Raw genomic sequence first — 21,204 nt, 5'->3', positions numbered from 1 at the left:
GGTCAGCGCGCGTCCGGTGGCCGCGTCTCGTGCACCGCCAGCTCCTCCGCGCTGGCCCCGCCACCGGCCGCGCCCGCGTCGTAGGCGACGTTGTCGGTCTCCTGGTCGGTGTGTGCGCCCTCGTCCGGTTCGACCAGCCGGCCCACCTGGTGGTCGGCGACGGTGCCCAGCTGGCCGTGGTCGTACACCGACACCGGGGAGTTCGGGTCGGAGACCGGGCCCGGGTCGATCACGTCGGCGTCGAGCTGGGCCTGCGCGGCGGCCTCCTCGCTGTCCGCCTCGGCGGCGATGTCCGGGTCGACCGGGCCGGCGAGCGGATCGTCGGCGGGGCGCTCGTACTGCTCGCGCTGGAGCTTGTAGTCCAGCGACTCGCCGTCGAGCTGCTCCTCCGCCGTGGTGCCGAACCGGTCCACGGCGACCGGCGTGCGGTCACCGGGGAGCTGGGCCGGCTCGGGGCCGTCCGCCTCGCGGCCGGTCAGCACGTCGTCGTTGGCGGTGGAGTCGTCGTCGGCGGTGTCGGGCAGACCCTCCGCCTCGGGATCGGACACGGGGGTGGGGTACTCGTCGTCGCGCATGCTCGGGAACTACCCACTGCGCTCCCCGCCCTAACCGCGACCGGCCGGGTGGATCGGGAGCAACGGGGCGAAAGGGCACCTCGGTTGCGGAACGCCGTCTCGTCAGTTGCGGTACGCCGCCTCGTCCTCGGCGTACAGCACGCACCACACCACCTTGCCGTCGGGCAGCGGCGTGCTGCCCCAGCGCCGGGCCACCGTGTCGATGAGCAGCAGCCCTCGCCCGCCCACCGAGTCCGCCGACACCGGTCCGCCGTACGCGAGCCGCCCGGACGAGTGGTCCCGGACGGCCAGGTGCAGCGCACCGCCGCGTGGCGCCAGCCGGAGCGTCATCGGCGTGACGGCGTGCGCCACCACGTTGTTGACCATCTCGGTGACCGCGATGCAGGCCGGTTCGATCAGCTCCGGCAGCCCCCACCTGGCGCACCCGCCCGCGACCAGCACCCGTGCCTCGCGCGCCGCCTCGACCACCGGGGACAGCTCGGCGTCCAGCGGCTCCGGCGGGGCGTCCGGCGGCGGCCCGTCCGGATCGAACAGCAGCTCGGCGGCGGGCCAGTCGGCGACCGCCCGGCAGACCTCGTCCAGCGCGTCGCGCGCCAGCGGATCGGAGATCCGCACTCCGGACAGGTCCACCAGCAACAACCCGGGGTGCTGCCACAGCCGGACGAGCAGCGCGTCCCGTACGGCCTGCACCTCGGAGCGGTCGAGCACCCCGGTCAGCCGGACCGTCGGGGAGGAATCGTCTGCCACCACCAGGCAACGCGCATCCGTCGGCATGATCGCCCCATTGTGCACGTCGGTCCGGGTCCGCGCACCGGTCCCGTCGACGGGACTCATGGCCGTCCACCCCTTGTCCGGCGGCTGATCGCCGCCACTGTGCCGACAGCGGTGCCGGCGGCCAGCCCGACCGCTGCCGTCAGCCGCAGCACCTGACCGCGCCGGCCGGACCACCCGTCGGTCCGCTCCGCCGCCGAGTCCGGCGTGAACACGGCGCCGGTGGAGTCGGCGCGTACGCCGGGGCCGAACTGGGTGCGCGCCGTGTACCAGCCCATCACGCGCTCGGCCAGCGCCGGGGCGAGGCGCCACTGGAGCCCGATCAGCCGGGCCGCGCCGCCCGCGTACGCCTCGCGCCGGGGCCGGCGCAGCAGCTTGACGATCGTCTCGGCGACCATCTCCGGCGGGTACACCGGCGGCGGTGGGGTCAGCTCCCGGCCGGAGTGGTTGGCCGCGTGCCGGAAGAACGGCGTGTCGATGGTGGCGGGCAGCACCGTGCAGATCGAGATGTTCCCCCGGCCGGTCACCCGCAGCTCCTGCCGTACCGTGTCGGCCAGCCCGCGGATCGCGTGCTTCGTGGCGTTGTACGCCGACTGGTACGGCATCGCCACCTCGGCCAGCACCGAGGCGTTGTTGACCAGCACCCCGCCACCGGCCGCGTCCAGCCAGGGCAGCGCGGCGCGCGTCCCGTACACGGCGCCGAGCAGGTTCACGTCCACCACCCGGCGGAACTCGGCCACCGGGATCTCGTCGAACAGTCCCACGGTGCCCACTGCCGCGTTGTTGATCCAGGCGTCGATCCGGCCGAACTCGGCCACCGCCCGCTCCGCCAGCCGTTCCACCGCCTCCGGGTCGGTCACGTCGGTGGGCACCACCAGGGCCCGCCCACCCAGTTCCCGGCAGTACGCCGCGACCCGGCGCAGCGCGGACTCGGTCCGGGCGGCCAGCACCACGTCGGCGCCCCGGCGGGCAAGCGCGTACGCGGTGGCCGCGCCGATACCGCTGGAGGCGCCGGTGAGGACGACAGTGGCGTCGGAGAGGCTGCGGGTGAGCGGCATTCTTCGTCGGTACCCCCGGTCCCGGCGGTCATGCCGACCGTTTTCGCCGCTGATCGGGTTCGGTCGGCTGTCCCGTCCGCGGGACGCCACTGCCGGTGTGACCCCGATCTGTCAGGTTTGGGCGCACCGGACCTGGGTTAATGGGACGCTCTGACCGGAGACCCCGCTCGCTAAGAACGCATGGAGGTGCACCATGCGCGTCGGCCTTGTATGCGCGCACGCCGGCTCGTCCACCGACGGTCCCACCGTCGGGACGCAGGAGCACATTGCGCGCGTGGCGGCGGAACTCGCCGCCCGGGGCCATGACGTCCGCGTCTACGAGCGCCGTGCCGCGTCCACCCAGCCCGCCCTGACCGAACTCGACGGCTACCGGGTGGAACGTGTCCCGGTCGGCCCGCCCGACGTGCTCTCCACCGCCGAGCTGGTTCCCTTCGTCGCCGAGTACGGCCGCTGGCTGGCCGGGCAGTGGGCCGGGGACTGGACTCCCGACGTGGTGCACGGGCACTACTGGGTCGGCGGGCTGGCCGCCGCCCACGCGGTACGCGCCACCGACATCCCGGTGGTGCAGACGTTCCACTCGCTCGGCGTGGAGCAGCTGCGTCACCTCGGCCGTGAGTACGGCGGGCCGGGGGAACGCATCCCGCTGGAGCGGGCGCTGACCCGGGCCGTGGACGTCGCGGTGGCGCAGTCCAACGACGAGGTCGACGAGCTGACCCGGATGGGCCTGCAACGCACGTCGGTGGCGATGGTGCCGACCGGGGTGGACACCGGCCAGTTCCACCCCGACGGTGAGGCGGCGCCCCGCGACCAGCGGCCCCGGATCCTGTCCGTCGGCGGGCTCGCGCCCGGGCACGGCCAGGACGATCTGATCCGGGCGATGCGGCTGGTCGGCGACGCGGAGCTGGTGATCGCCGGCGGCCCGCCGGCCGAGCGGCTGGACGGGCACGCCGAGGCGCGCCGGTTGCGCGAGCTGGCCGAACGCGCGGGCGTGGCGGAGCAGGTGAAGCTGGTCGGCGCGGTGCCGCACGACCAGATGGCCACCTGGTACCGCTCCGCCGACGTGGTGGCCTGCACGCCGCACTACGCGTCGGCCGGGCGGGTGTCGCTGGAGGCGATGGCCTGCGGCGTGCCGGTGGTCGGCTACGCCATGGGCGGCATCGCGGACGCGGTGGTGGACGAGGTGACCGGCAAGCTGGTGCCGCCGGGTGACGTGCGCACGCTCGGGGTCACGCTGCGCCGGCTGCTGTCGGACAACGCCGGGCGGTTCGCGTACGGCCACGCCGCTGTGGACCGGGTCCGGTGCAGCTACACCTGGGAACGGACCGCCGCCGCGCTGGAGCGCCTCTACGAGCGGGTGATCGGGCGGCGCCGCCCGGCCACCCCGATCGAGCCGACGCCGGTCGAGGTGACGCCACCGGTCGAGGTGGTCGTCTCCGAACGCGGGCCGGTCGAGGCTGCCTGAACCGGCACCATCCCGGTGCCCACGATCGCCTTCTGGCGGGCGCCGGCGTGGTGGTGCTGCGGTTCGGCGTACCGGGTCAGGCCGACCACAGCCGCGAGCGTCACCAGGAAGCCGAGCCCGGCCAGCCACTCCCGGCCGGGCCAGATCTTGTCGTTGAGCAGCAGCAGGCCGACGATCGCCGCGGGCACCGCCCCGGCGGCGTCCATCGCGGCCACCGCCGCCGTGGTCGACCCGCGCTGCATGGCCAGGCCGAGCAGCAGCTGACCGATCAACGAGTGGACGATCAGCAGGTAGAGCAGCGGGTCGCGGACGAACGCCTCCACCGACCCGGCCGAGGCGAGCGGCCGGGCCGCCACCGCGGCGGCGGAGAACGCCATCCCGGCCAGTGAGCCGAGCACCACCGACCCGAGCGCGCCGTGCAGCCGGGCGGCGAAGAAGCCGGATGCGGCGATCGCGACCACCGCCACGGCCAGGCCGACCAGCCCGGCGGTGCCGAGCTGCCGGGACGGGGCCGGCTGGGCCGACAGCACGAGCGCGGTGATGCCGGCGAACAGCAGCACCAGCAGGACCACCTCGGCTGCCGGCAGCCGCCACTTGAGCACCAGTACGCCGAGGACGGCGGTCACCCCGAGCCCGGCCGCCACGCTTGCCTGCACCAGGAACAACGGCAGGTCACGGCGGGCCAGGAAGGCCAGCACGAAGCCGACGACCTGGCAGGTCAGACCGATCAGGTACGTCCGGTGCCCGGCCAGGCGCAGCAGCAGCCCGGGATCGAACGTGTGGTGCACAGTGGTCCGCGCGGCCGCGACCGACTGGAGGAGGTTGGCGAAGCCGTACGCGATGATCATCGCCGCCAGGAAGCACCAACCGGAGGAAACCACCTGGCGAGGATAGAGGCTCTTCCTGGGTCAGCGCTCGGCTGGACGGCCGAGCCGGGCCAGGATGTCGTCGTGCAGCGCTCCGTTGCTGGCCACGGCGCTGATGTCGGCGGAGCCGGCGCCGCCCGGGGCGGGCCGCCCGGCCAGGTCGGTGATCCGCCCGCCCGCCTCGGTGACGATCGGGACCAGCGCGGCGATGTCCCAGAGCGACAGCTCCGGCTCCACCATCACGTCCAGTGCCCCCTCGGCCAGCAGCATGTAGCCGTAGAAGTCGCCGTACGCGCGGCTGCGCCACGTGTCGCGCATGAGCTGGAGCACCGCGTCCAGCCGGCCGGCCTGCTCCCACCCGGTCAGCGACGAGTAGCAGAAGCTCGCGTCGCCGAGCGCTGACACGCCGGAGACCCGGATCGGCGTGCCGTCCGCGGGGCCGGTGCCGGCGAACGCGCCCGCGCCGAGCGCGCCCCACCAGCGGCGGCCCAGCGCCGGCGCGGAGACCAGGCCGAGCACCGGCCGGTCGTGCTCCAGCAGCGCGATCAGCGTGGCCCAGACCGGTACGCCCCGGACGAAGTTCTTCGTGCCGTCGATCGGGTCGATCACCCAGCGCCGCCCGTCCGGGCCGGCGGGCGGCTGCTCGCCGTACTCCTCGCCGAGCAGGCCGTCACCGGGACGGTGGGCGGCCAGCAGCGCGCGGATCTCCCGCTCCACGGCGGTGTCCGCGTCGGAGACCGGGGTCAGGTCCGGCTTGGACTCGACGCGCAGATCGAGCGCGCGGAACCGGGCCGAGGAGACGGCGTCAGCGGCGTCGGCGAGCAGGTGGGCGAGGGCGAGGTCGTCGGCGTACCCGGTCATGACGGACACGCTAGTGGCGGCGGCCCGGCCGGCGACGGCGGGTCGCCCCCGGTCCGCCGGTCAGGACCCGGCGAGCGGATCGCCGGGGTTGCGCTCCGGCTCGCGCGCGTCGCCCTCGCCGCTGCGCGAGGCCAGCAACCGGCGGTACGAGGCGAGCCGGCGCGCGTCCGCCTTCCCGGCGGCCACCCAGGCGTCGAGCGCGCAGTCCGCCTCGTCGGCCGTGTGCGGGCAGTTGGCCGGGCAGTCCACCGTCGCCTGGACCAGGTCGGGGAAGCCGTGCAGCAGGCTCTCGGCGGACACGTGGGCCAGCCCGAAGCTGCGTACCCCCGGGGTGTCGACGATCCACCCGGTGTCGCCGTCGGCGCCGGGCTCGGCGGGCAGGCGCAGCGCCACCGCGCTGGTCGAGGTGTGCCGGCCCCGGCCGATCGCGCTGACCGTGCCCACCGCCCGTTCGGCGTCCGGGACGAGGCGGTTGACAAGCGTCGACTTGCCCACCCCGGAGTGACCCACCATCACCGAGACCCGGCCGGCGAGCAGCGCCCGCAGCGCGGCCAGGTCGGAGTCCGGGCGGATCAGCACGTACGGCAGCTCCAGCTCGGTGTAGTAGCCGAGCACCGCCTCCGGGCCGGCGAGGTCGGCCTTGGTGAGGCAGAGCAGCGGCTCGATGTCGGCGTCGTACGCGGCCACCAGGCAGCGGTCGATGAACCCGGTGCGCGGCGGCGGGTCGGCGAGCGCGCTGACGATCACCAACTGGTCGGCGTTCGCCACCACGACCCGTTCCAGCCGCCCCTCGGCGGTGGTCTCGTCGTCGTCGGCGGTACGCCGAAGCACCGAGGTCCGCTCGGCGATGCGCACGATCCGGGCCAGCGCGCCGGGTGCGCCGGAGGTGTCCCCGACCAGCCCGACCCGGTCGCCCACCACCACCGACTTGCGCCCCAGCTCGCGGGCGCGCATGGCGGTCACGAGCGGAGTGTCCGGCCCGGCCCCGGACAGCACGCAGGTGTAGCGGCCCCGGTCGACGGCGATGACGAAGCCCTCGACGGCGTCGGCGTGGCGGGGCCGGGTGCGCGTTCGTGGGCGCGACGACCGGCCCGGCCGGACCCGGACGTCGTCCTCGTCGTACTCGCGCCGCTTCGTCGCCAGGACGTCCCCCCGCTGTCAGTTCTTGCCGGTCACCATCCCCGACCATAGTGCCGGGAACTCCGGCATGGTCTTGGAGGTGCACGCCACGTCGTCGACCTCGATGCCGGGCACCGCGAGCCCGGCCACCGCCGCGGCGTGCGCCATCCGGTGGTCGGCGTACGTGCGGAACGTCCCGCCGCGCAGCGGGCGGGGCCGGATGTCCAGCCCGTCACGGGTCTCGGTGATGTCCGCGCCGAGCGCGGTGAACTCCTTCGCCAGGGCGGTGACCCGGTCGGTCTCGTGGCCGCGGATGTGGCCGATGCCGGTGAGCCGGGAGGGCCCGTCGGCGAGCAGCGTGAGCGCGGTCAGCACCGGTGTCAGCTCGCCGACGTCGGAGAGGTCGGCGTCGAGCCCGCGCACGGTGCCGGTGCCCCGCACGGTCAGGCCGTCCGTGCCGAGGCTCACCTCGCCACCCATCCGGTGCAGCAGCTCCCGGAGCCGCTCGACCGGCTGGAGGCTGCTGCGCGGCCAGCCCTGCAGCGTCACCTCACCGCCGGTGACCAGGGCGGCGGCGAAGAACGGCGCGGCACCGGACAGGTCCGGCTCGATCTCCCAGCCGCGCCCGGACAGCGGGCCCGGCTCCACCGTCCACACGTCGGGCGTGGTGTCGTCCACGGCGGCGCCGGCCGCGCGGAGCATCTGCACGGTCATCCGCAGGTGCGGCGCGGACGGCACCGGCGGCCCCTCGTGCCGGACCACGACGCCCCTGTCGAAGCGGGGCGCGGCGAGCAGCAGCCCGGAGACGAGCTGGCTGGACGCGGAGGCGTCGATCACCACGTCGCCGCCGGCCACCCGGCCCGCGCCGAGCACGACGAGCGGCAGGCTCCCGGCCGGGGGCGCGTCGATGCGGACGCCGAGCGTGCGCAGCGCGCCGATCAGCGGCCCGAGCGGGCGGGTCCGGGCGTGCGGGTCGCCGTCGAACGTGACCCGCCCGGCGGCCAGCCCGGCCACCGGGGGCAGGAAGCGCATCACGGTGCCGGCCAGGCCGACGTCGACGTGCGCCGGGCCGGCCAGCGGATAGGGGCGGACGAGCCAGCGGTCGTCGTCCGAGATCGACATGTGGGCACCCAGGGCGCGCAGGCCACCGGCCATCAGTTCGGTGTCGCGGGCGCGCAGCGGACGGGCGAGTGTCGACGGCCCGCCGGCGAGCGCGCCGAGCACCAGGGCCCGGGCGGTCATCGACTTGGAGCCGGGCAGGCGCAGCGTCGCGGCGACCGGGTCGCTCGCGGTCGGCGCGGTCCACGGCTGCGGCGGACGCGTCGCGGTCGGATTGCTCACGGTCACATTCTGCCAAGCTCACGGGCCGGTGGAACCGTCCGTCGCCGCTGCTCCCGTTGGGCGGGACAGCCGGAACGTCCGGATGCGGCTAGCGTGGGCGCCATGTGCGGGAGGTACGCCACGACGCGGAGCGCCGCCGACCTGAGCGCGATCTTCTCCTCGGCCGACGAGACCGCCGGGGTGGCGCCGGACTACAACGTCGCGCCGACCGATCCGGTGCCGCTGGTCCGGCTCGCCCCGGAGGGGCACCGGCTGCTCTCCCTGGGCCGCTGGGGCCTGCTCCCGCAGTGGTCGCGCAGCGCGGCCGGGGCCGCCCGCATGATCAACGCGCGGGCCGAGACGGTCGCCACCAGCCGGGCGTACGCGTCGTCCTTCGCCCGCCGCCGCTGCCTGGTCCCCGCCGACGGGTGGTACGAGTGGGTCCGCCTCGCCGACGGCGGCCGCCAGCCCTACTTCATGACCCCACGGGACGGCTCGGTCCTGGCCTTCGCCGGCATCTGGTCGGTCTGGGAGTCGGCCGGTGCGGCCCGGCTCACGTTCAGCGTGCTCACCACCGCGGCGGTCGGCGAGCTGGCCGAGGTGCACGACCGGATGCCGCTGCTGCTGTCGCCGGAGCGCTGGGCGGGGTGGCTCGGCCCGGCCGAGGAGCCGGCGGAGTTGCTCACGCCGCCGGACGCCGGCCTGCTCGCCGGGCTGGAGATCCGGCCCGTCTCCCGGGCCGTGGGTGACGTCCGCAACGACGGCCCGGAGCTGATCGCCCGGGTGGCTCCGGCGGGTGTCGAGACGGTCGCCGGAGCGACGCTGTTCTGATCACGCTCCGCCACATTTGCGTGTACCCGTTTGCCGGGGTTGGGCCGGAAAAGTCGCCCGGACGTTCAGTCAGTTTCATTGAAGACTCTTGTCCTTACGTATGCGAATGCGATAGAACACAGCGCCGGTGATGGGCGTCTGTTCGCACGGGGCGGACGACACTCATCGATCTTGTGAAGATCTACGCCGGTTCCCACGGGGGAGGTGGGTGTATTGACACGGGCACGTATGCCGCGTCCGCACGAGGTAGCCGCCGCGCGGCGCGATCCGCGACTGCTGCGGGCGCTGAGCGAACGACGCCAGGACGACGCCTGGCGCACCAGGGGCACCTGTCAGAACGTCGATCCGGAGACGTTCTTTCCGGCACCGAACGAACCGGCCGACGCGGCGGTGGCGCTCTGCCGCACCTGCGACGTCCAGGGCTCCTGCCTGGCCTGGGCGCTGGAGGTGGGCGACTGCCACGGCGTCTGGGGCGGCACCACGCCGCGTGAGCGGCGCGCCATGCTGGTGGCCTGGCGCAGCGAGGTGCAGCCGGATCCGGACGCGCTCGACGACGCCGGCCCGCGCAGAATGAGCCGGTGCGGCACGACGACGACATCGACACACCACGGGGCCACGCCCGGCTCCGGTTCGACCCACCCGCCGGCGGCGCGACGGTGCTGGTGCTCGGTCACGGCGCCGGCGGTGACGTGGACGCGCCCGACCTGACCGCCGTACGTGAGACGGTGCTCGCCGCCGGGGCCGGGGTGGCCCTGGTGACCCAGCCGTACCGGGTCGCCGGGCGACGCGCGCCCGCTCCCGCCGGGCACCTCGACGAGGCGTGGACGGCGGTGCTGGCCGAGTTGCGCCGACGCGCCCCGCTGGTGCGCCACTGGGTGGTCGGGGGCCGGTCCAGCGGCGCCCGGGTGGCCTGCCGTACCGCCGCCGCCGTCGGGGCGGCCGGAGTGGTGGCGCTGGCGTTCCCGCTGCACCCGCCGGGACGACCGGAGCGCTCCCGGGCCGGGGAACTGCTCACCGGGCTGCCCACGCTCGTCGTGAACGGCGACCGGGACCCGTTCGGCGTGCCCGAACCCGGCCCCGGCATCGAGGTGGTGGTCCGGCCGGGGGAGCGCCACGACCTGCGCGGCGACCCGGCCGGCACGGCCGCCGTGGTGCGGGACTGGCTGCGCGTACAGGGGTGGTCGTCCTGACCGGACGGCGCGCGCCGTGACCGTCCGCCGCGGCGGGTCGTTGCACCGGTTGGTGCCGGCCGCCCGGTTCGGGCGCGCCGGGGCCACCCTCCCAGGCCCTTCCTGGTCCCAGCGTCGGTCGCGGCCGAGGCCGGGACCAGGATCGGGTGGGGCCGGAGGAATGCCGCACCCCACAACTCGCGTTACCTCCCTTTGGACGACGACAGAGCCAGCGCGAGGGGGGTCACCGGTGCCGATCGAGACACGGAGCCGGGAACGGGACGAACGGGACGAGCGCCAGCTCCGGCGACTGCTCGACGCGCCGGAGTGGCCCGCGGCGGCGTCGGTCGTGAGCACCGGCACACACTCCGGAAGTGAATCTGCCGGTAAGTGGGTACGCGTATCCTCGGCGGGAAAGCATCCGACGCGAGGGGATGTGCGGTTGACCACCGAGAAGACGGACGAGCGCAGGGCCCGCTTCGAGCGGGACGCGATGCCCTTCGTCGACCAGCTCTACGCCGCCGGACTGCGGATGACCCGCAACCCGGCCGACGCGGAGGACCTGGTTCAGGAGACGTACCTGAAGGCGTACGCCGCCTTCCACCAGTTCGAGCAGGGCACGAACCTGAAGGCCTGGCTCTACCGGATCCTGACCAACACCTACATCAACACCTACCGCAAGCGGCAGCGCCAGCCCATCCAGGCGCCGACCGAGGAGATCACCGACTGGCAGCTCGCCGAGGCCGAGTCGCACACGTCAAGCGGCCTGCGCTCGGCCGAGACGGAGGCGCTCGACCGGCTGCCGGACAGCGACGTCAAGGAGGCCCTCCAGCAGCTGCCGGAGGAGTTCCGCCTGGCCGTCTACCTGACCGACGTCGAGGGCTTCTCCTACAAGGAGGTCGCCGACATCATGGGCACGCCGATCGGCACCGTGATGTCCCGTCTGCACCGTGGCCGACGTAATCTGCGGAAGCTGCTGGAGCAGTACGCGGCGGAGCGGGGTTTCAGCGCCGCCTCGTCGAAGAAGGGTTCGACCGCCGCCGCCGGCCGGGAGGTGTGACCGTGAGCTGTGGACAACCGCACGAGACGGACTGCCGCGAGGTGCTCGCCGAGGTCTACCTCTACCTCGACCTGGAGTGCGCCGAGGAGCGCCGGGTGCTGATCCGGCACCACCTGGACGAGTGCGGGCCGTGCCTGCGCGAGTACGGCATCGAGCAGGAGGTCAAGGCGCTCGTGGCCCGGTGCTGCGGCAACGAGGCGGCCCCGGAGAAGCTGCGTGAGCGGCTGCGCCTGCGGCTGACCGAGCTGGTGGTCTTCGAGAGCACCGAGTCCCGCGAACTGGCCGACTGACAAAGCGACGAAACGGCCCGGGTCCGATGACGGACCCGGGCCGTTTCGCTGTCCGGCGCCTGCGCCGGGCTGATCGGATGATCAGGAGTTGGGGCGCTTGCCGTGGTTGGCGGCGCTCTTCTTACGGGCCTTCTTCTTGCGGGCCTTCTTCGCCATGCTCTGCCTCCTTGTGCTTGGTCACGGTTTCCGTCCGCGGCTGGGCGCGGCGGAGGTCGCGGTGTGGCTCCCCGGCTCGCCGGTGGCCGACCCGCACGATGCTAGTGCCGCTACCGCCCGCCGGGGCGCGGCGGGGCGGATCGCGTGGCGGTGGTGCGCGGCCGGGCGTGACCGGCGTCATGATTGGATACCGTTCGCAGGATTGTCGGGGAGAGGGAGGGCCGGAGATGGCCGAGGAGATCCGCGCCGAGATGGTGGCGAACGTCTGGAAGGTCGTCGTGTCGGCCGGTGACACGGTGTCCGAGGGCGACACCCTCGTCATCCTGGAGTCGATGAAGATGGAGATCCCGGTGGTCGCCGAGTCCGACGGCGTGGTGCAGAAGCTGGCGGTCAACGAGGGTGACGTGGTGCAGGACGGCGACCTGATCGCGGAGATCGGTTGACCGGCCTGCGGGTACGCCGCGCCGAGCCGGCGGACTTCCCGGCCGTGGCCCGGCTGACCGTCGCCGCGTACGAGGCGGACGGCCAGCTCAAGGACGAGAGCGGGTACGCGCCGGTGCTCGCCGACGTGGCCACCCGCGCCGAGACCGGCGAGGTGCTGGTGGCTGTGGACGACGCCACCGGCCAGGTGCTCGGCGCGGTGACGTTCGTGCTGCCCGGCACCCCGTACGCCGAACTCGCCGGTCCGGGCGAGGCCGAGTTCCGGATGCTCGCTGTGGATCCGGCCGCCCAGGGCCGGGGCGCCGGCGCCGCGCTCGCGACGGCGTGCGTGGCGCGCGCGACGGAGCTGGGCTGCACGGCTGTGGTGATCTGCGTGCGCGCCGGCATGGCGGCGAGCGCACACCGCCTCTACGAGCGGCTCGGTTTCGTCAGGTACCCGGAGAAGGACTGGACGCCGCTGCCCGGGATCGACCTGCGCGGCCTGCGGCTGGACCTGACCGCGGCGGGCTGAGTCCGGCCGCGGCTCAGCCCTGGCCGGCCTCGCCGATCTTGGCGAGCAGCTCGTCGGCCACCTGGAGCGCGATCCGCTTGCGTTCGTCGTCGGTGATGCCCGGCGCGCGCACCGCGAACCAGCTGCTGTGCACCGCGAACAGGGTGAGCGCGGCGCGGAGCTGGGCGGCGGGTGAGTCGTCGCCCCGGCACAGCTCGTGGGCCAGCCGCATCATCCGGTCCCGCATCTGCTGGCCGGCCACCAGGCTCTTGAGCACCGTCTGGTTCTGCTCGAAGAAGCGCATCACCTGGGGCAGGTCGCCGGCGAACATGCTGTCGGCGTACCGGCTGATCAGGGTGCGCCGGGTCGCCAGCGTGGGCGGCTGGTCGGCGGCCCAGGCGATCAGCTCGTCCATCCGGCGCAGCCGGTCGTCGACCAGGCTGGTGACGATCTCGTCCTTGCTCTTGAAGTGGTAGTAGAGCGCCGCCTTGGTCACGCCCAGCCGCTCGGCGATCTCCCGCAGGGACGTCTTCTCGTAGCCCTGCTCGGTGAAGAGTTCCAAGGCGACGGCCTGGATCCGCTCCCGCGTGCCACCTGTGGTCTCCCTCACCGGCCGACATCCTTCCAATCCGCTTGACGTGCGCCCGCCATCAGCTTACCGTCCGGCTAGTAAGCAAACTAGCCGGGCGGCAAGTAAGTCGATCATCCGATCTGCGGGGGAGCCTACCGATGAGTCAACCAGCCCAGGTGACCACCAGACCCAATGTCCGGGTCGTCCTGTTCGGTCTGATGATCGCGATGATGCTCGCGATGCTCGACAACATGATCGTCAGCACCGCGCTGCCGCGGATCGTCTTCGAGTTCGGCGGCGCCGACCACTTCACCTGGGTGGTCACCGCGTACGTGCTCGGCACGACCGTGTCGACACCGATCTGGGGCAAGCTCGGCGACCTCTACGGCCGCAAGACGGTCTTCCTCACCGCTGTGGTCGTGTTCCTGGTCGGGTCCGCGCTCTGCGGCATGTCCGGCTCCGGCGTCTTCGGCGGCACCGACACCGGCATGATCGAGCTGATCGCGTTCCGTGCCGTCCAGGGCCTCGGCGCGGGTGGCCTGATGGTCGGCGTCATGGCGATCATCGGTGACCTGGTCCCGCCGCGTGAGCGGGGCCGCTACCAGGGCATGATCGCCGGCATCATGGCCATCGCCATGGTCGCCGGCCCGCTCGTCGGCGGGTTCATCACCGACCACCTCTCCTGGCGCTGGGCGTTCTACGTCAACCTGCCGCTGGGCGGCGCGGCGCTGCTGGTCCTCGCCACCACCATGCACCTGCCGAAGTACCGCACCGAGCACAAGATCGACTGGCTGGGCGCGGCGCTGCTGTCCGTCGGCATCACCGCGATCGTGCTGGTGACCACGTGGGGCGGCAACGAGTACGACTGGGTCTCGCCGCAGATCCTCGGCCTCGCCGTGCTGGCGGCGCTCGCGCTCGGCGCGTTCGCGCTGGTCGAACGGCGCGTGCCGGAGCCGATCCTGCCGCTGAGCCTGTTCGCCAACCGCAACTTCGCGCTGATCTCGGTGATCGGTTTCCTGCTCGGCTTCGCCATGTTCGGCGCGATGAACTTCCTGCCGCTCTACCAGCAGACCGTCCAGGGGGCGTCGGCCACCAACAGCGGGCTGCTGCTGCTCCCGCTGATGTTCGGCATGCTCGTGGTGTCGCTCGTGGTGGGCCGGACCATCACCAGGACCGGCCGCTACCGCGTCTTCCCGATCGTCGGCGGTGTCGTGATGGCCGCCGGGATGGGCCTGCTCAGCCTGCTGGACGTGGACACCAGCAAGACGCAGTCCTCGCTCTACATGATCGTGCTCGGCGTCGGTATGGGCTTCCTCATGCAGACCTCGATGCTGATCGCGCAGAACAGCGTGGAACAGAAGGATCTCGGCGCGGCCAGCGGCGCGGCCACCTTCTTCCGGTCCATCGGCGGCTCGTTCGGCGTCTCCCTCTTCGGGGCGATCTTCGCCAACCGTCTCGCCGACTCGGCGGCCGGTCCCGCGTTCGCGGGCTCGGGCGGCGGCGAGGGCGGTGCGATGAACCTGGAAGCCCTCAAGAAGCTCACCGGCGGAATGCGCGAGGCGGTGCTCGGCGGGCTCTCCGACGCCATCTCGCACGTCTTCTTCTGGGCCGTCGTCTTCACGGTTGCCGTACCGGTGCTCGCCTGGTTCATCAAGGAGGTGCCGCTGCGCGCGACGAACGACGTACCGCCGGCCGGCGCCACGCCGGAGGACGAGGCCGAGGCCGCACTCGGCAAGGCCCCCGTCGCCTGACGCACAGTCGCGGCCCCGCCAGCCCCGATGGGGTACGCGGGGCCGCGCCGCGTCTGCCGCTGCGCGGTCAGCCGCGCCGGAACAGGGCGGTGAGGCGTCGCCGGAGACGCCGCAGCGGGCCGCCCTCGGCGCCGGCGATCAGCCGGCCGGCGGTGGCGCTTGTCGCCGCGTCGAGCGCCGGGGTGGCCCGCGCCAGGTACGCCAGCGACACCGCGATCGGGCTACGCCGCGCGGGACCGGCCGCCACCTCGGCGATCCTCCCGGCCACCAGCGCGGCCACGTCGGCGCGGGTGTCCGGGTGCACCCAGGCGGCGGTGACCAGGGCGAACAGTGCCGCCTCGGCGGCCGGGCCGAGATCGCCGGCGGCCAGTTCCCCCAGCACCCGTCGCCGGGTCGACCGCTCCCACGGCTCGTCGGTGCGGTGGTGCAGCAGGCCGAGACAGGCCCAGACCTGCGCGCAGCGCGTCCACAGCGCCGGATCCTGCCCGCCGAGCACCCGGCCCAGCGCCGTCGCCGGCGCCTCCGGCGGGTGTGCCAGCAGGGCGAGCAGGTCGGCGAGGTCCAGTGTGGCCAGCCCGACCGCGGCGTCGTACGCGGCCGGGGGATGCGCCCAGGCCGGGTGCGCGAGCTGCTGGAGCCGTCGTACCGCCTCGGTCGAGGGGGCGGGACCGTCGGGGGCCGGGACGTCGTCGCCAGCCGGGGTCACCTGCCCGAGCCAGGGGCGGCCCCGGCAGCACTCGGCGAGGTCGCCGTGCTCGTGCGTGTCGTCCGGGTGGTCGCGGACGAAGTCGGCCAGCGCCACCAGGTGGTCCACGTTCCCGTCGCGCAGGTAGCGCAGCCGGTGCGCGGTGTGCACGGCACAGTCGAAGCTCGGATCCTTCGCCAGCGCCCGGTCGACCCAGCCCAGCGCCGCGTCGAGCCGGCCGTGGTCGGCCAGCGTGCCGGCGATGTCCGCGTAGACCGCGAGGTCGTCGGGATCGAGCGCGACAGCGCGTTCCAGTGCGGCGAGCGCCTCGCCGGTCCGGCCGGCGCTGCGGTACGCGTACCCGAGCCACACCTCGCCGAGTTTGGTGGGCTCTGCGCGTACCCCCCGGGTGGCCCAGGTGACGGCGAGGGCGACCTCGCCGAGGCGCCGGGCCAGCGCGGACGCCGCGCCCAGCAGCAGCGGATGGTCCGGATGGACGGTGATCGCGTTGCGGGCCAGCGTGAGGTACGGCGCGAGCGGCTCGCGCAGCCGGCGCGGCGCCGGGTCCGGCGCCGCCGCGCAGACCTGCATGAGGATCCGGGCGGTGCGCTCGGGATCGAGGCGTTCCGGCAGGTCGGCGGCGGTCACCCAGGGTACGGCGGCCCAGGGCGCGGCGGGCGCGTAGCCGGTGGCGGCGGCGAGCAGGTCGAGCCCTTCGGCGGGGCGGCCGGCGGCGGCGAGCAGGTGCGCGCGGGCCACCACGGCGCCGACGAACGCCTGCTGACCGAGCGGGAAGAGGTCCAGGTCGCCGCCGCTCGCCGCGTTCAGCCGGGCGAGCGTCTCGTGCGCCTCGGGCAGCGTAGGGGAGCGGACCAGCGCGGCGGCCACGTGGTCGGCGGCGTGCCGCAGGTCGCCCTCGCCCAGTGCCAGCCGGGCCAGCGCGAGTTCCTCCTCCGCGGAGAGCGCGGCGTCGTCCTCGGGCACGTCGTCCTCTCGCCGGTCGGGTCGGTCAGCCGGGCAAGCCTAGGGGATCTTCCGTCGATTAGTGATCCACTGCGCACTCCTGCTCGTTGCGTTGATCGTCGCTGCTGAAACGTGCAAGACTGAGCATCGAACGCGCGGGAAACGCGCAGAAGGAGGTTCTGGAGTGACGCGTCCAGGGGCCGGTATGGCCGCCGACATCGACGAGCAGCCGGCCGGATACGAGCGTCTGCTCTCCACCGAGCACGCGGCGGCCATCGCCGAGATGGCGGCCGTCGTCGCCGAACGTCGCCCCCGGCACGTGGTCTTCACCGCCCGGGGCACCTCCGACCACGCCGCGCTGTACGCGGCCTACCTGACCGAGATCCGCCTCGGGCTGCCCGCCGGGCTGGCCTCACCCAGCGCGATCACCGTCTTCGGCGCCCGGCCCGACCTCTCCGACGCGCTCGTCGTCGGCGTCAGCCAGAGCGGCGGCTCGCCCGACCTCGCCGAGGTGCTGCGGGTCGCCCGCGCCTCCGGCGCGCTCACCCTCGCCGTCACCAACAACCCCGGCTCGCCGCTGGTGGAGACCGCCGAGCTGAGCGTCGACATCGCCGCCGGCCACGAGCGCGCGGTCGCCGCCACCAAGACCTACACCGCCGAGCTGCTCGCGCTGCTCATGCTCATCGAGGGCGTACGCGCCGGCGACGGCGTGCTGCCCGCCGACGAGCGCGCCGCCCTGAGCCGCCTGCCCGAGCTGGCCGCCCAGACGCTCGCCGACGACACCCCGGCCCGGCTCGCCCCGCGCTACCGGTTCGCCGCCCAGCTCGTCACCACCGGCCGGGGCTACGCGTACCCGACCGCCCGGGAGGCGGCGCTGAAGCTGATGGAGACCTCGTACCTCCCGGCGCTCGCCTTCTCCGGCGCCGACCTGCTGCACGGCCCGCTCGCCATGACCGACCCGGACGTCCCGGTGCTCGCCGTGGTCGGCTCCGGCCCCGGCGGCACGTCCATGCGCGAGGTGCTGCCCCGCCTCGGCGAGCGCCGCGCCGACGTGGTGGTGGTCGGCTCCGCCGAGGTCGGCGAGACCCGGATGGCGGTGCCCGAGGTCGACGAGCGGTACGCGCCGCTGCTCGACATCCTGCCGCTGCAACGGCTCGCGCTGTCCCTGGCCCTGGCCCGGGGCGAGGACCCGGACGCGCCGCGCGGCTTGAAGAAGGTCACGGCGACGATGTGAGGCCCGGCGTGGCACGCTGTGTGGCGTGTCCACCCTCCGTGACCTCGCCGAGGAGCACACCGCGCTCCGACCGGCCGACATCGACCACCTGCACCGGATCGCCGGCGACTGGCAGCTGCTGTCCGACCTGTCCTTCGCCGACCTGCTGCTCTGGGTGCCGGTGGACGGTGACGGCACGTTCCTCTGCGTGGCCCAGGTCCGTCCCACCACCGCACCGACCGCCTACCTGGACGACCAGGTGGGGCGCATCGTCGGCGGGGCCGAGGTGGCCCACCTGGAGGTGGCCCACCGGCAGGGACGGATCTGGCGCGAGGGCGACCCGGTCTGGTACGGCGACGTCCCGGCCCGCCACGAGGCGATCCCGGTCCGGCTGCGCACCGGCGACGGTGAAGCCGGCGAGGTGATCGCCGTGGTGGGCCGGGACACCAACCTGTCCACCGCGCGCACCCCGAGCCAGCTCGAACTGAACTACCTGACCACCGCCGACGACCTCGCCCAGATGATCGCCGACGGCACGTTCCCGCCGCCCCGGCACCCGGGCGAGACCACCTCGGCCCCACGGGTCGGCGACGGCCTGGTCCGGCTCGACGCCAACGGCAAGGTCACCTACGCCAGCCCGAACGCGCAGTCCGCGTACCGCCGCCTCGGCTACGCCTCCCACCTCGTCGGGGAGGACCTGGCCAAGCTGCACCGCCGGCTCGCCGGCGACCCCCTCGAAGGCACCGACGCGGGCAACGCCGTGCTCGCCGCGCTGCGCGGCGAGGCGCCACCCCGCCGGGAGATCGACGCCCGCGGCGCCACCATGCTCACCCGGGCGCTGCCGCTGATGCCCGCCGGAGTGCCGATCGGCGCGCTGGTGCTGGTCCGCGACATCACCGAGGTACGCCGCCGCGACCGCGCCCTGATCACCAAGGACGCCACCATCCGGGAGATCCACCACCGGGTGAAGAACAACCTCCAGACCGTCGCCGCGCTGCTACGCCTCCAGGCCCGCCGCGTCGCCATGCCCGAGGCGCGGGTGGCGCTCGAAGAATCGGTACGCCGGGTCGCCTCCATCGCTCTCGTCCACGAGACGCTCTCCATGTCCAGCGACGAGGCGGTCGAGTTCGACGGCATCGTGGACCGGGTCGCAAGCGCCGCCACCGAGGTCGCCGCCACCGAGGTGAGCGTGGGCATGCGCCGCCGCGGCACCTTCGGCGTACTGCCCGCCGAGATCGCCACCTCGCTGGTGATGGTGCTCAACGAGCTGCTGCTCAACGCCGTGGAACACGGCTTCCCGCCGGCCGACGAGGAGGCCGCCGTGCCCCCGCCCGAGGCGGTGGTCGCCGCGCCGCGGCCCGAGGTGGTGGTCTCCGCGCCGCGGCCCGAGGTGGTGGTCTCCGCGCACCGGGCCCGCAAGCAACTGCACGTCACGGTCACCGACAACGGCCGGGGGCTGCCCGAACAGTTCGACGCCGAACGCGGCGGAAACCTGGGCCTCCAGATCGTCCGGGCGCTCGTCACCGGCGAGCTGCGCGGCACCATCGAGCTGCGCAACGGCGCCGACGGCGGCACCGAGGCGGCCATCGTCGTACCGCTGGCCCGCGGCACCACCGACCGCCTCACCGGACGAGCAGGGCCACCGTGATCCCCGGCCGCGGCCACACCTGCCGCACCGTGTAGCCCGCCCGCAGCGCGTCGCCCTTCGAGCCCGGCACCGCCGCCAGCGGGTCCGCGCGACGGCCGGTGACCACCAGCCAGACCCGGTCCGCCCCGGCCAGGCACCGCGCCGGGTCGTCGCACTCCACGGCCCAGAGGCTCCCGTCCTGACGCTGGTCGCGCACCACGAGCACGTCGCGCGGCAGCCTCGACCCCAGGTGGTACGCCATGCCGAGATCCGGGAAGAGCCAGCTGTCCCGGGGCGAGTAGACGATCGCGTCGCCGGGTCGCTGCTCGGCACGGACGATCCCGGCCGCGCCCGCGTAGTCGACGGGTGCGCTGCGCGGCCACTCGTGGGTGCGGCGCAGCGCCGCCTGATCGGGCAGCCCGAGCAGCCCGGCCAGGACCACCACCGCGAGTCCGGCCGCGATCCGTCCGCGCGACGAGGTCGGCCCTTGCTCTGCTTCCACGGGCGCGGCAGTGCGGCCGGCTGCGGCGGGTGTCGCCGTGCGCGCTGGTTCAGCGGGCGTTGCTGTTGCCGGCGTTCGGGCCGGTGCGGGAATGACCCGCGCGGCAGCCAGCGCGGCGCCGGCCAGTACGCAGGCGAACGGCACGGTGAAGACCAGGTAGCGGGTCACCCAGAGCGGCACCACCGTGCCGGCGGCGAACACCAGCAGCACCGGCAGCAGCACGGCGGCGGCGGGCAGCAGCGCCCGGCGCCCCAGCCGGGCCGTGCCGAGCGCCGCGAGCGCGAGCACGAACCCGCCGACGACGCCGCTCTGCGCCAGCGCGCCCGGTAACGCCGCCAGGTCCGGCAGACGCGCCGGGTCCACCCAGTCGAGTTGCCGTCCACGCTGTCCCCGGGCCACGAGCGCCAGTGGGGTAACGAGGACGACGGCCGGCACCAGCGCCAGCAGCCACCCGGCCAGCGCCCGTCGGCCCGGCGCCCACGCCTCCCGAGCCTCGCCGGTCACGTCCTGCGGTTCCGCTTCCGGCGCGTCCGTGCCGTGCTCCCTGCTCCCGAGATGCGGTGACACCCGTGGCGCTCCACCGGCGTTCGATCTCGTGGCTGAGTGGAACGCCGTGGGTGTCTGCGGGGCGCCGTGACACCCGTGGTGTTCCACTCGCGCTCGATCTCGTGGCTGGGTGGAACGCCACAGGTGTCTGCGGCGTGGCCGGCGCGCGTCGGGCATCTGGGCTCGGGACTGGCCGGGCCGATCGACGACCCCCGCAGGGCCATGTGCGGCGGTCAGCAGCACAACTACGGCGTGCGCGGCGAGCAGCGTGAGCGCGAGCAGGTGGAGCAGACCGAGCGCGGCGACCGCTGCGGCGTACCCGGCCCAGCGCCACCGTCCCGGCCGGCGCAGCGCCTCGACCAGCAGCAGCGTGGCCAGCACGGCGAGCAGCGTCGCGAGGGCGTACGGGCGGGCCTCCTGGCCGTACCGCGAGGTGACCGGCAGGACCGCGAACAGCAGCCCGGCCAGCAGTCCGGCGCGGCGGCCGACCAGCACCGCGCCGAGGCGGGCGGTGAGCGCGGCCGCCACGGCCATGGCGAGCGCGGACGGCAGCCGCAGCGCCGCCGGCGACGTGCCGGCCAGCGCGGTCCAGCCGTGCATGAGCAGGTAGTACGGCCCGGTCGCGCCGTCGATCGTGCCTGTCATCCGGACCAGGTCCGGCACCGGGCGAGTGGCGGCGCTCCAGGTGGCCAGCTCGTCCCGCCACGGCTGGGCGTGCCCGATGCCGGCCAGCGTCACCACGAGCGTGAGCAGTCCGGGGACCACCCACACCGCCGGGCCCGAACGGGCACGGCCGGACGCGGGCGCGGACCTCCTCACCCTGGCAGCCTCACACGCCGGTTGCCGTCCACCCGCCCGCTCCACCGAAACCCACCCA

The 21,204-nt window shown here is 74.2% G+C and carries 20 protein-coding genes and 1 pseudogene; 11 read left to right on the top strand and 10 right to left on the bottom strand.

Annotated features, from left to right (window positions below):
• Positions 1-2: 2 nt before the first annotated feature.
• The 3 genes from Q3W68_RS10450 to Q3W68_RS10440 form a co-directional block, all read right to left on the bottom strand.
• Positions 3-575, bottom strand: a complete 573-nt coding sequence (locus Q3W68_RS10450; RefSeq protein ID WP_302905257.1) for a DUF5709 domain-containing protein — start codon at positions 573-575, stop codon at positions 3-5.
• 102 nt (positions 576-677) lie between these two features.
• Complete coding sequence (locus tag Q3W68_RS10445; RefSeq protein ID WP_302905256.1) at positions 678-1,349, bottom strand: ATP-binding protein; 672 nt, start codon at positions 1,347-1,349, stop codon at positions 678-680.
• A gap of 56 nt (positions 1,350-1,405) precedes the next feature.
• Positions 1,406-2,404 carry an SDR family oxidoreductase gene (locus Q3W68_RS10440; protein WP_302905255.1) on the bottom strand — a complete coding sequence of 333 codons (999 nt, stop codon included), beginning with the start codon at positions 2,402-2,404 and terminating at the stop codon, positions 1,406-1,408.
• A 193-nt stretch (positions 2,405-2,597) separates the two neighbouring features.
• On the opposite strand from Q3W68_RS10440, the gene Q3W68_RS10435 reads away from it, so the two are divergent.
• Positions 2,598-3,866 carry a glycosyltransferase gene (locus Q3W68_RS10435; protein ID WP_302905254.1) on the top strand — a complete coding sequence of 423 codons (1,269 nt, stop codon included), beginning with the start codon at positions 2,598-2,600 and terminating at the stop codon, positions 3,864-3,866.
• Here Q3W68_RS10435 and Q3W68_RS10430 read toward each other — a convergent pair.
• The 4 genes from Q3W68_RS10430 to aroA form a co-directional block, all read right to left on the bottom strand.
• Positions 3,749-4,714 carry a hypothetical protein gene (locus Q3W68_RS10430; RefSeq protein ID WP_302905682.1) on the bottom strand — a complete coding sequence of 322 codons (966 nt, stop codon included), beginning with the start codon at positions 4,712-4,714 and terminating at the stop codon, positions 3,749-3,751. The two genes, Q3W68_RS10435 and Q3W68_RS10430, sit on opposite strands and share 118 nt — an antisense overlap.
• A 60-nt stretch (positions 4,715-4,774) precedes the next feature.
• The gene (hisN, locus tag Q3W68_RS10425; RefSeq protein ID WP_302905253.1) at positions 4,775-5,593 is read right to left on the bottom strand and encodes a histidinol-phosphatase; all 819 of its coding nucleotides are present in this window, start codon (positions 5,591-5,593) and stop codon (positions 4,775-4,777) included.
• Positions 5,594-5,653: 60 nt separating this feature from the next.
• On the bottom strand, positions 5,654-6,589 hold the full coding sequence (gene rsgA / locus Q3W68_RS10420; RefSeq protein WP_302905252.1) for a ribosome small subunit-dependent GTPase A: 936 nt from the start codon (positions 6,587-6,589) through the stop codon (positions 5,654-5,656).
• A gap of 162 nt (positions 6,590-6,751) precedes the next feature.
• Positions 6,752-8,053 (bottom strand): 3-phosphoshikimate 1-carboxyvinyltransferase, encoded by a 1,302-nt coding sequence (aroA, locus tag Q3W68_RS10415; protein ID WP_302905251.1) that lies wholly within the window; start codon positions 8,051-8,053, stop codon positions 6,752-6,754.
• A 102-nt stretch (positions 8,054-8,155) separates the two neighbouring features.
• On the opposite strand from aroA, the gene Q3W68_RS10410 reads away from it, so the two are divergent.
• The 7 genes and pseudogenes from Q3W68_RS10410 to Q3W68_RS10380 all read left to right on the top strand — a co-directional run bounded on the left by Q3W68_RS10410 (position 8,156) and on the right by Q3W68_RS10380 (position 12,490).
• Positions 8,156-8,863, top strand: a complete 708-nt coding sequence (locus Q3W68_RS10410; protein WP_302905250.1) for an SOS response-associated peptidase — start codon at positions 8,156-8,158, stop codon at positions 8,861-8,863.
• Between the two features lie 213 nt (positions 8,864-9,076).
• A pseudogene (locus tag Q3W68_RS10405) lies at positions 9,077-9,406 on the top strand (WhiB family transcriptional regulator); the annotation flags it as partial.
• Between the two features lie 35 nt (positions 9,407-9,441).
• The gene (locus Q3W68_RS10400) at positions 9,442-10,053 is read left to right on the top strand and encodes an alpha/beta family hydrolase (protein ID WP_302905249.1); all 612 of its coding nucleotides are present in this window, start codon (positions 9,442-9,444) and stop codon (positions 10,051-10,053) included.
• 229 nt (positions 10,054-10,282) lie between these two features.
• Positions 10,283-11,092: a sigma-70 family RNA polymerase sigma factor gene (locus Q3W68_RS10395; RefSeq protein WP_120573278.1), complete on the top strand. Its 810-nt coding sequence runs from the start codon at positions 10,283-10,285 to the stop codon at positions 11,090-11,092.
• 2 nt (positions 11,093-11,094) lie between these two features.
• Positions 11,095-11,382: a mycothiol system anti-sigma-R factor gene (rsrA, locus tag Q3W68_RS10390; RefSeq protein WP_013288372.1), complete on the top strand. Its 288-nt coding sequence runs from the start codon at positions 11,095-11,097 to the stop codon at positions 11,380-11,382.
• A gap of 383 nt (positions 11,383-11,765) precedes the next feature.
• On the top strand, positions 11,766-11,981 hold the full coding sequence (locus tag Q3W68_RS10385; protein WP_013288370.1) for a biotin/lipoyl-binding carrier protein: 216 nt from the start codon (positions 11,766-11,768) through the stop codon (positions 11,979-11,981).
• Entirely contained in the window at positions 11,978-12,490 is a 513-nt protein-coding gene (locus Q3W68_RS10380; protein ID WP_302905248.1) for a GNAT family N-acetyltransferase, read from the top strand. Before Q3W68_RS10385 ends, Q3W68_RS10380 begins: the two co-directional genes overlap by 4 nt.
• A 13-nt stretch (positions 12,491-12,503) precedes the next feature.
• On the opposite strand, the gene Q3W68_RS10375 is transcribed toward Q3W68_RS10380, so the two are convergent.
• Complete coding sequence (locus Q3W68_RS10375; protein ID WP_302905247.1) at positions 12,504-13,079, bottom strand: TetR/AcrR family transcriptional regulator; 576 nt, start codon at positions 13,077-13,079, stop codon at positions 12,504-12,506.
• A 119-nt stretch (positions 13,080-13,198) separates the two neighbouring features.
• Here Q3W68_RS10375 and Q3W68_RS10370 point away from each other — a divergent pair, with 119 nt between their 5' ends.
• Entirely contained in the window at positions 13,199-14,791 is a 1,593-nt protein-coding gene (locus tag Q3W68_RS10370; protein WP_302905246.1) for an MDR family MFS transporter, read from the top strand.
• Between the two features lie 67 nt (positions 14,792-14,858).
• Here the strand turns inward: Q3W68_RS10370 and Q3W68_RS10365 are convergent, their stop codons facing one another.
• A complete protein-coding gene (locus Q3W68_RS10365) occupies positions 14,859-16,460 on the bottom strand; it encodes a tetratricopeptide repeat protein (RefSeq protein ID WP_302905245.1) in 1,602 nt (533 codons plus the stop codon).
• A 184-nt stretch (positions 16,461-16,644) separates the two neighbouring features.
• Here Q3W68_RS10365 and Q3W68_RS10360 point away from each other — a divergent pair, with 184 nt between their 5' ends.
• Positions 16,645-17,673 carry an SIS domain-containing protein gene (locus tag Q3W68_RS10360; protein WP_302905681.1) on the top strand — a complete coding sequence of 343 codons (1,029 nt, stop codon included), beginning with the start codon at positions 16,645-16,647 and terminating at the stop codon, positions 17,671-17,673.
• A gap of 25 nt (positions 17,674-17,698) precedes the next feature.
• Entirely contained in the window at positions 17,699-19,300 is a 1,602-nt protein-coding gene (locus Q3W68_RS10355; protein ID WP_302905244.1) for a PAS domain-containing sensor histidine kinase, read from the top strand.
• Here the strand turns inward: Q3W68_RS10355 and Q3W68_RS10350 are convergent.
• Positions 19,275-21,146, bottom strand: coding sequence for a glycosyltransferase family 39 protein (locus tag Q3W68_RS10350; RefSeq protein ID WP_302905243.1), 1,872 nt, complete (start codon positions 21,144-21,146; stop codon positions 19,275-19,277). The two genes, Q3W68_RS10355 and Q3W68_RS10350, sit on opposite strands and share 26 nt — an antisense overlap.
• Between the last annotated feature and the right edge of the window lie 58 nt (positions 21,147-21,204).

Source organism: Micromonospora sp. C28ISP2-4 (assembly GCF_030519385.1).
GTDB lineage: Bacteria > Actinomycetota > Actinomycetes > Mycobacteriales > Micromonosporaceae > Micromonospora > Micromonospora tulbaghiae.
This window is presented reverse-complemented; position numbering and strand designations above follow the sequence as displayed.

Excerpts from the sequence above, each read along its gene's own strand:
- Q3W68_RS10450 (WP_302905257.1), bottom strand. The coding sequence starts at position 575 with ATGCGCGACGACGAGTACCCCACCCCCGTGTCCGATCCCGAGGCGGAG.
- Q3W68_RS10445 (WP_302905256.1), bottom strand. The coding sequence starts at position 1,349 with ATGCCGACGGATGCGCGTTGCCTGGTGGTGGCAGACGATTCCTCCCCG.
- Q3W68_RS10440 (WP_302905255.1), bottom strand. The coding sequence starts at position 2,404 with ATGCCGCTCACCCGCAGCCTCTCCGACGCCACTGTCGTCCTCACCGGC.
- Q3W68_RS10435 (WP_302905254.1), top strand. The coding sequence starts at position 2,598 with ATGCGCGTCGGCCTTGTATGCGCGCACGCCGGCTCGTCCACCGACGGT.
- Q3W68_RS10430 (WP_302905682.1), bottom strand. The coding sequence starts at position 4,714 with ATGATCATCGCGTACGGCTTCGCCAACCTCCTCCAGTCGGTCGCGGCC.
- hisN (WP_302905253.1), bottom strand. The coding sequence starts at position 5,593 with ATGACCGGGTACGCCGACGACCTCGCCCTCGCCCACCTGCTCGCCGAC.
- Q3W68_RS10410 (WP_302905250.1), top strand. The coding sequence starts at position 8,156 with ATGTGCGGGAGGTACGCCACGACGCGGAGCGCCGCCGACCTGAGCGCG.
- Q3W68_RS10385 (WP_013288370.1), top strand. The coding sequence starts at position 11,766 with ATGGCCGAGGAGATCCGCGCCGAGATGGTGGCGAACGTCTGGAAGGTC.
- Q3W68_RS10370 (WP_302905246.1), top strand. The coding sequence starts at position 13,199 with ATGAGTCAACCAGCCCAGGTGACCACCAGACCCAATGTCCGGGTCGTC.
- Q3W68_RS10360 (WP_302905681.1), top strand. The coding sequence starts at position 16,645 with ATGGCCGCCGACATCGACGAGCAGCCGGCCGGATACGAGCGTCTGCTC.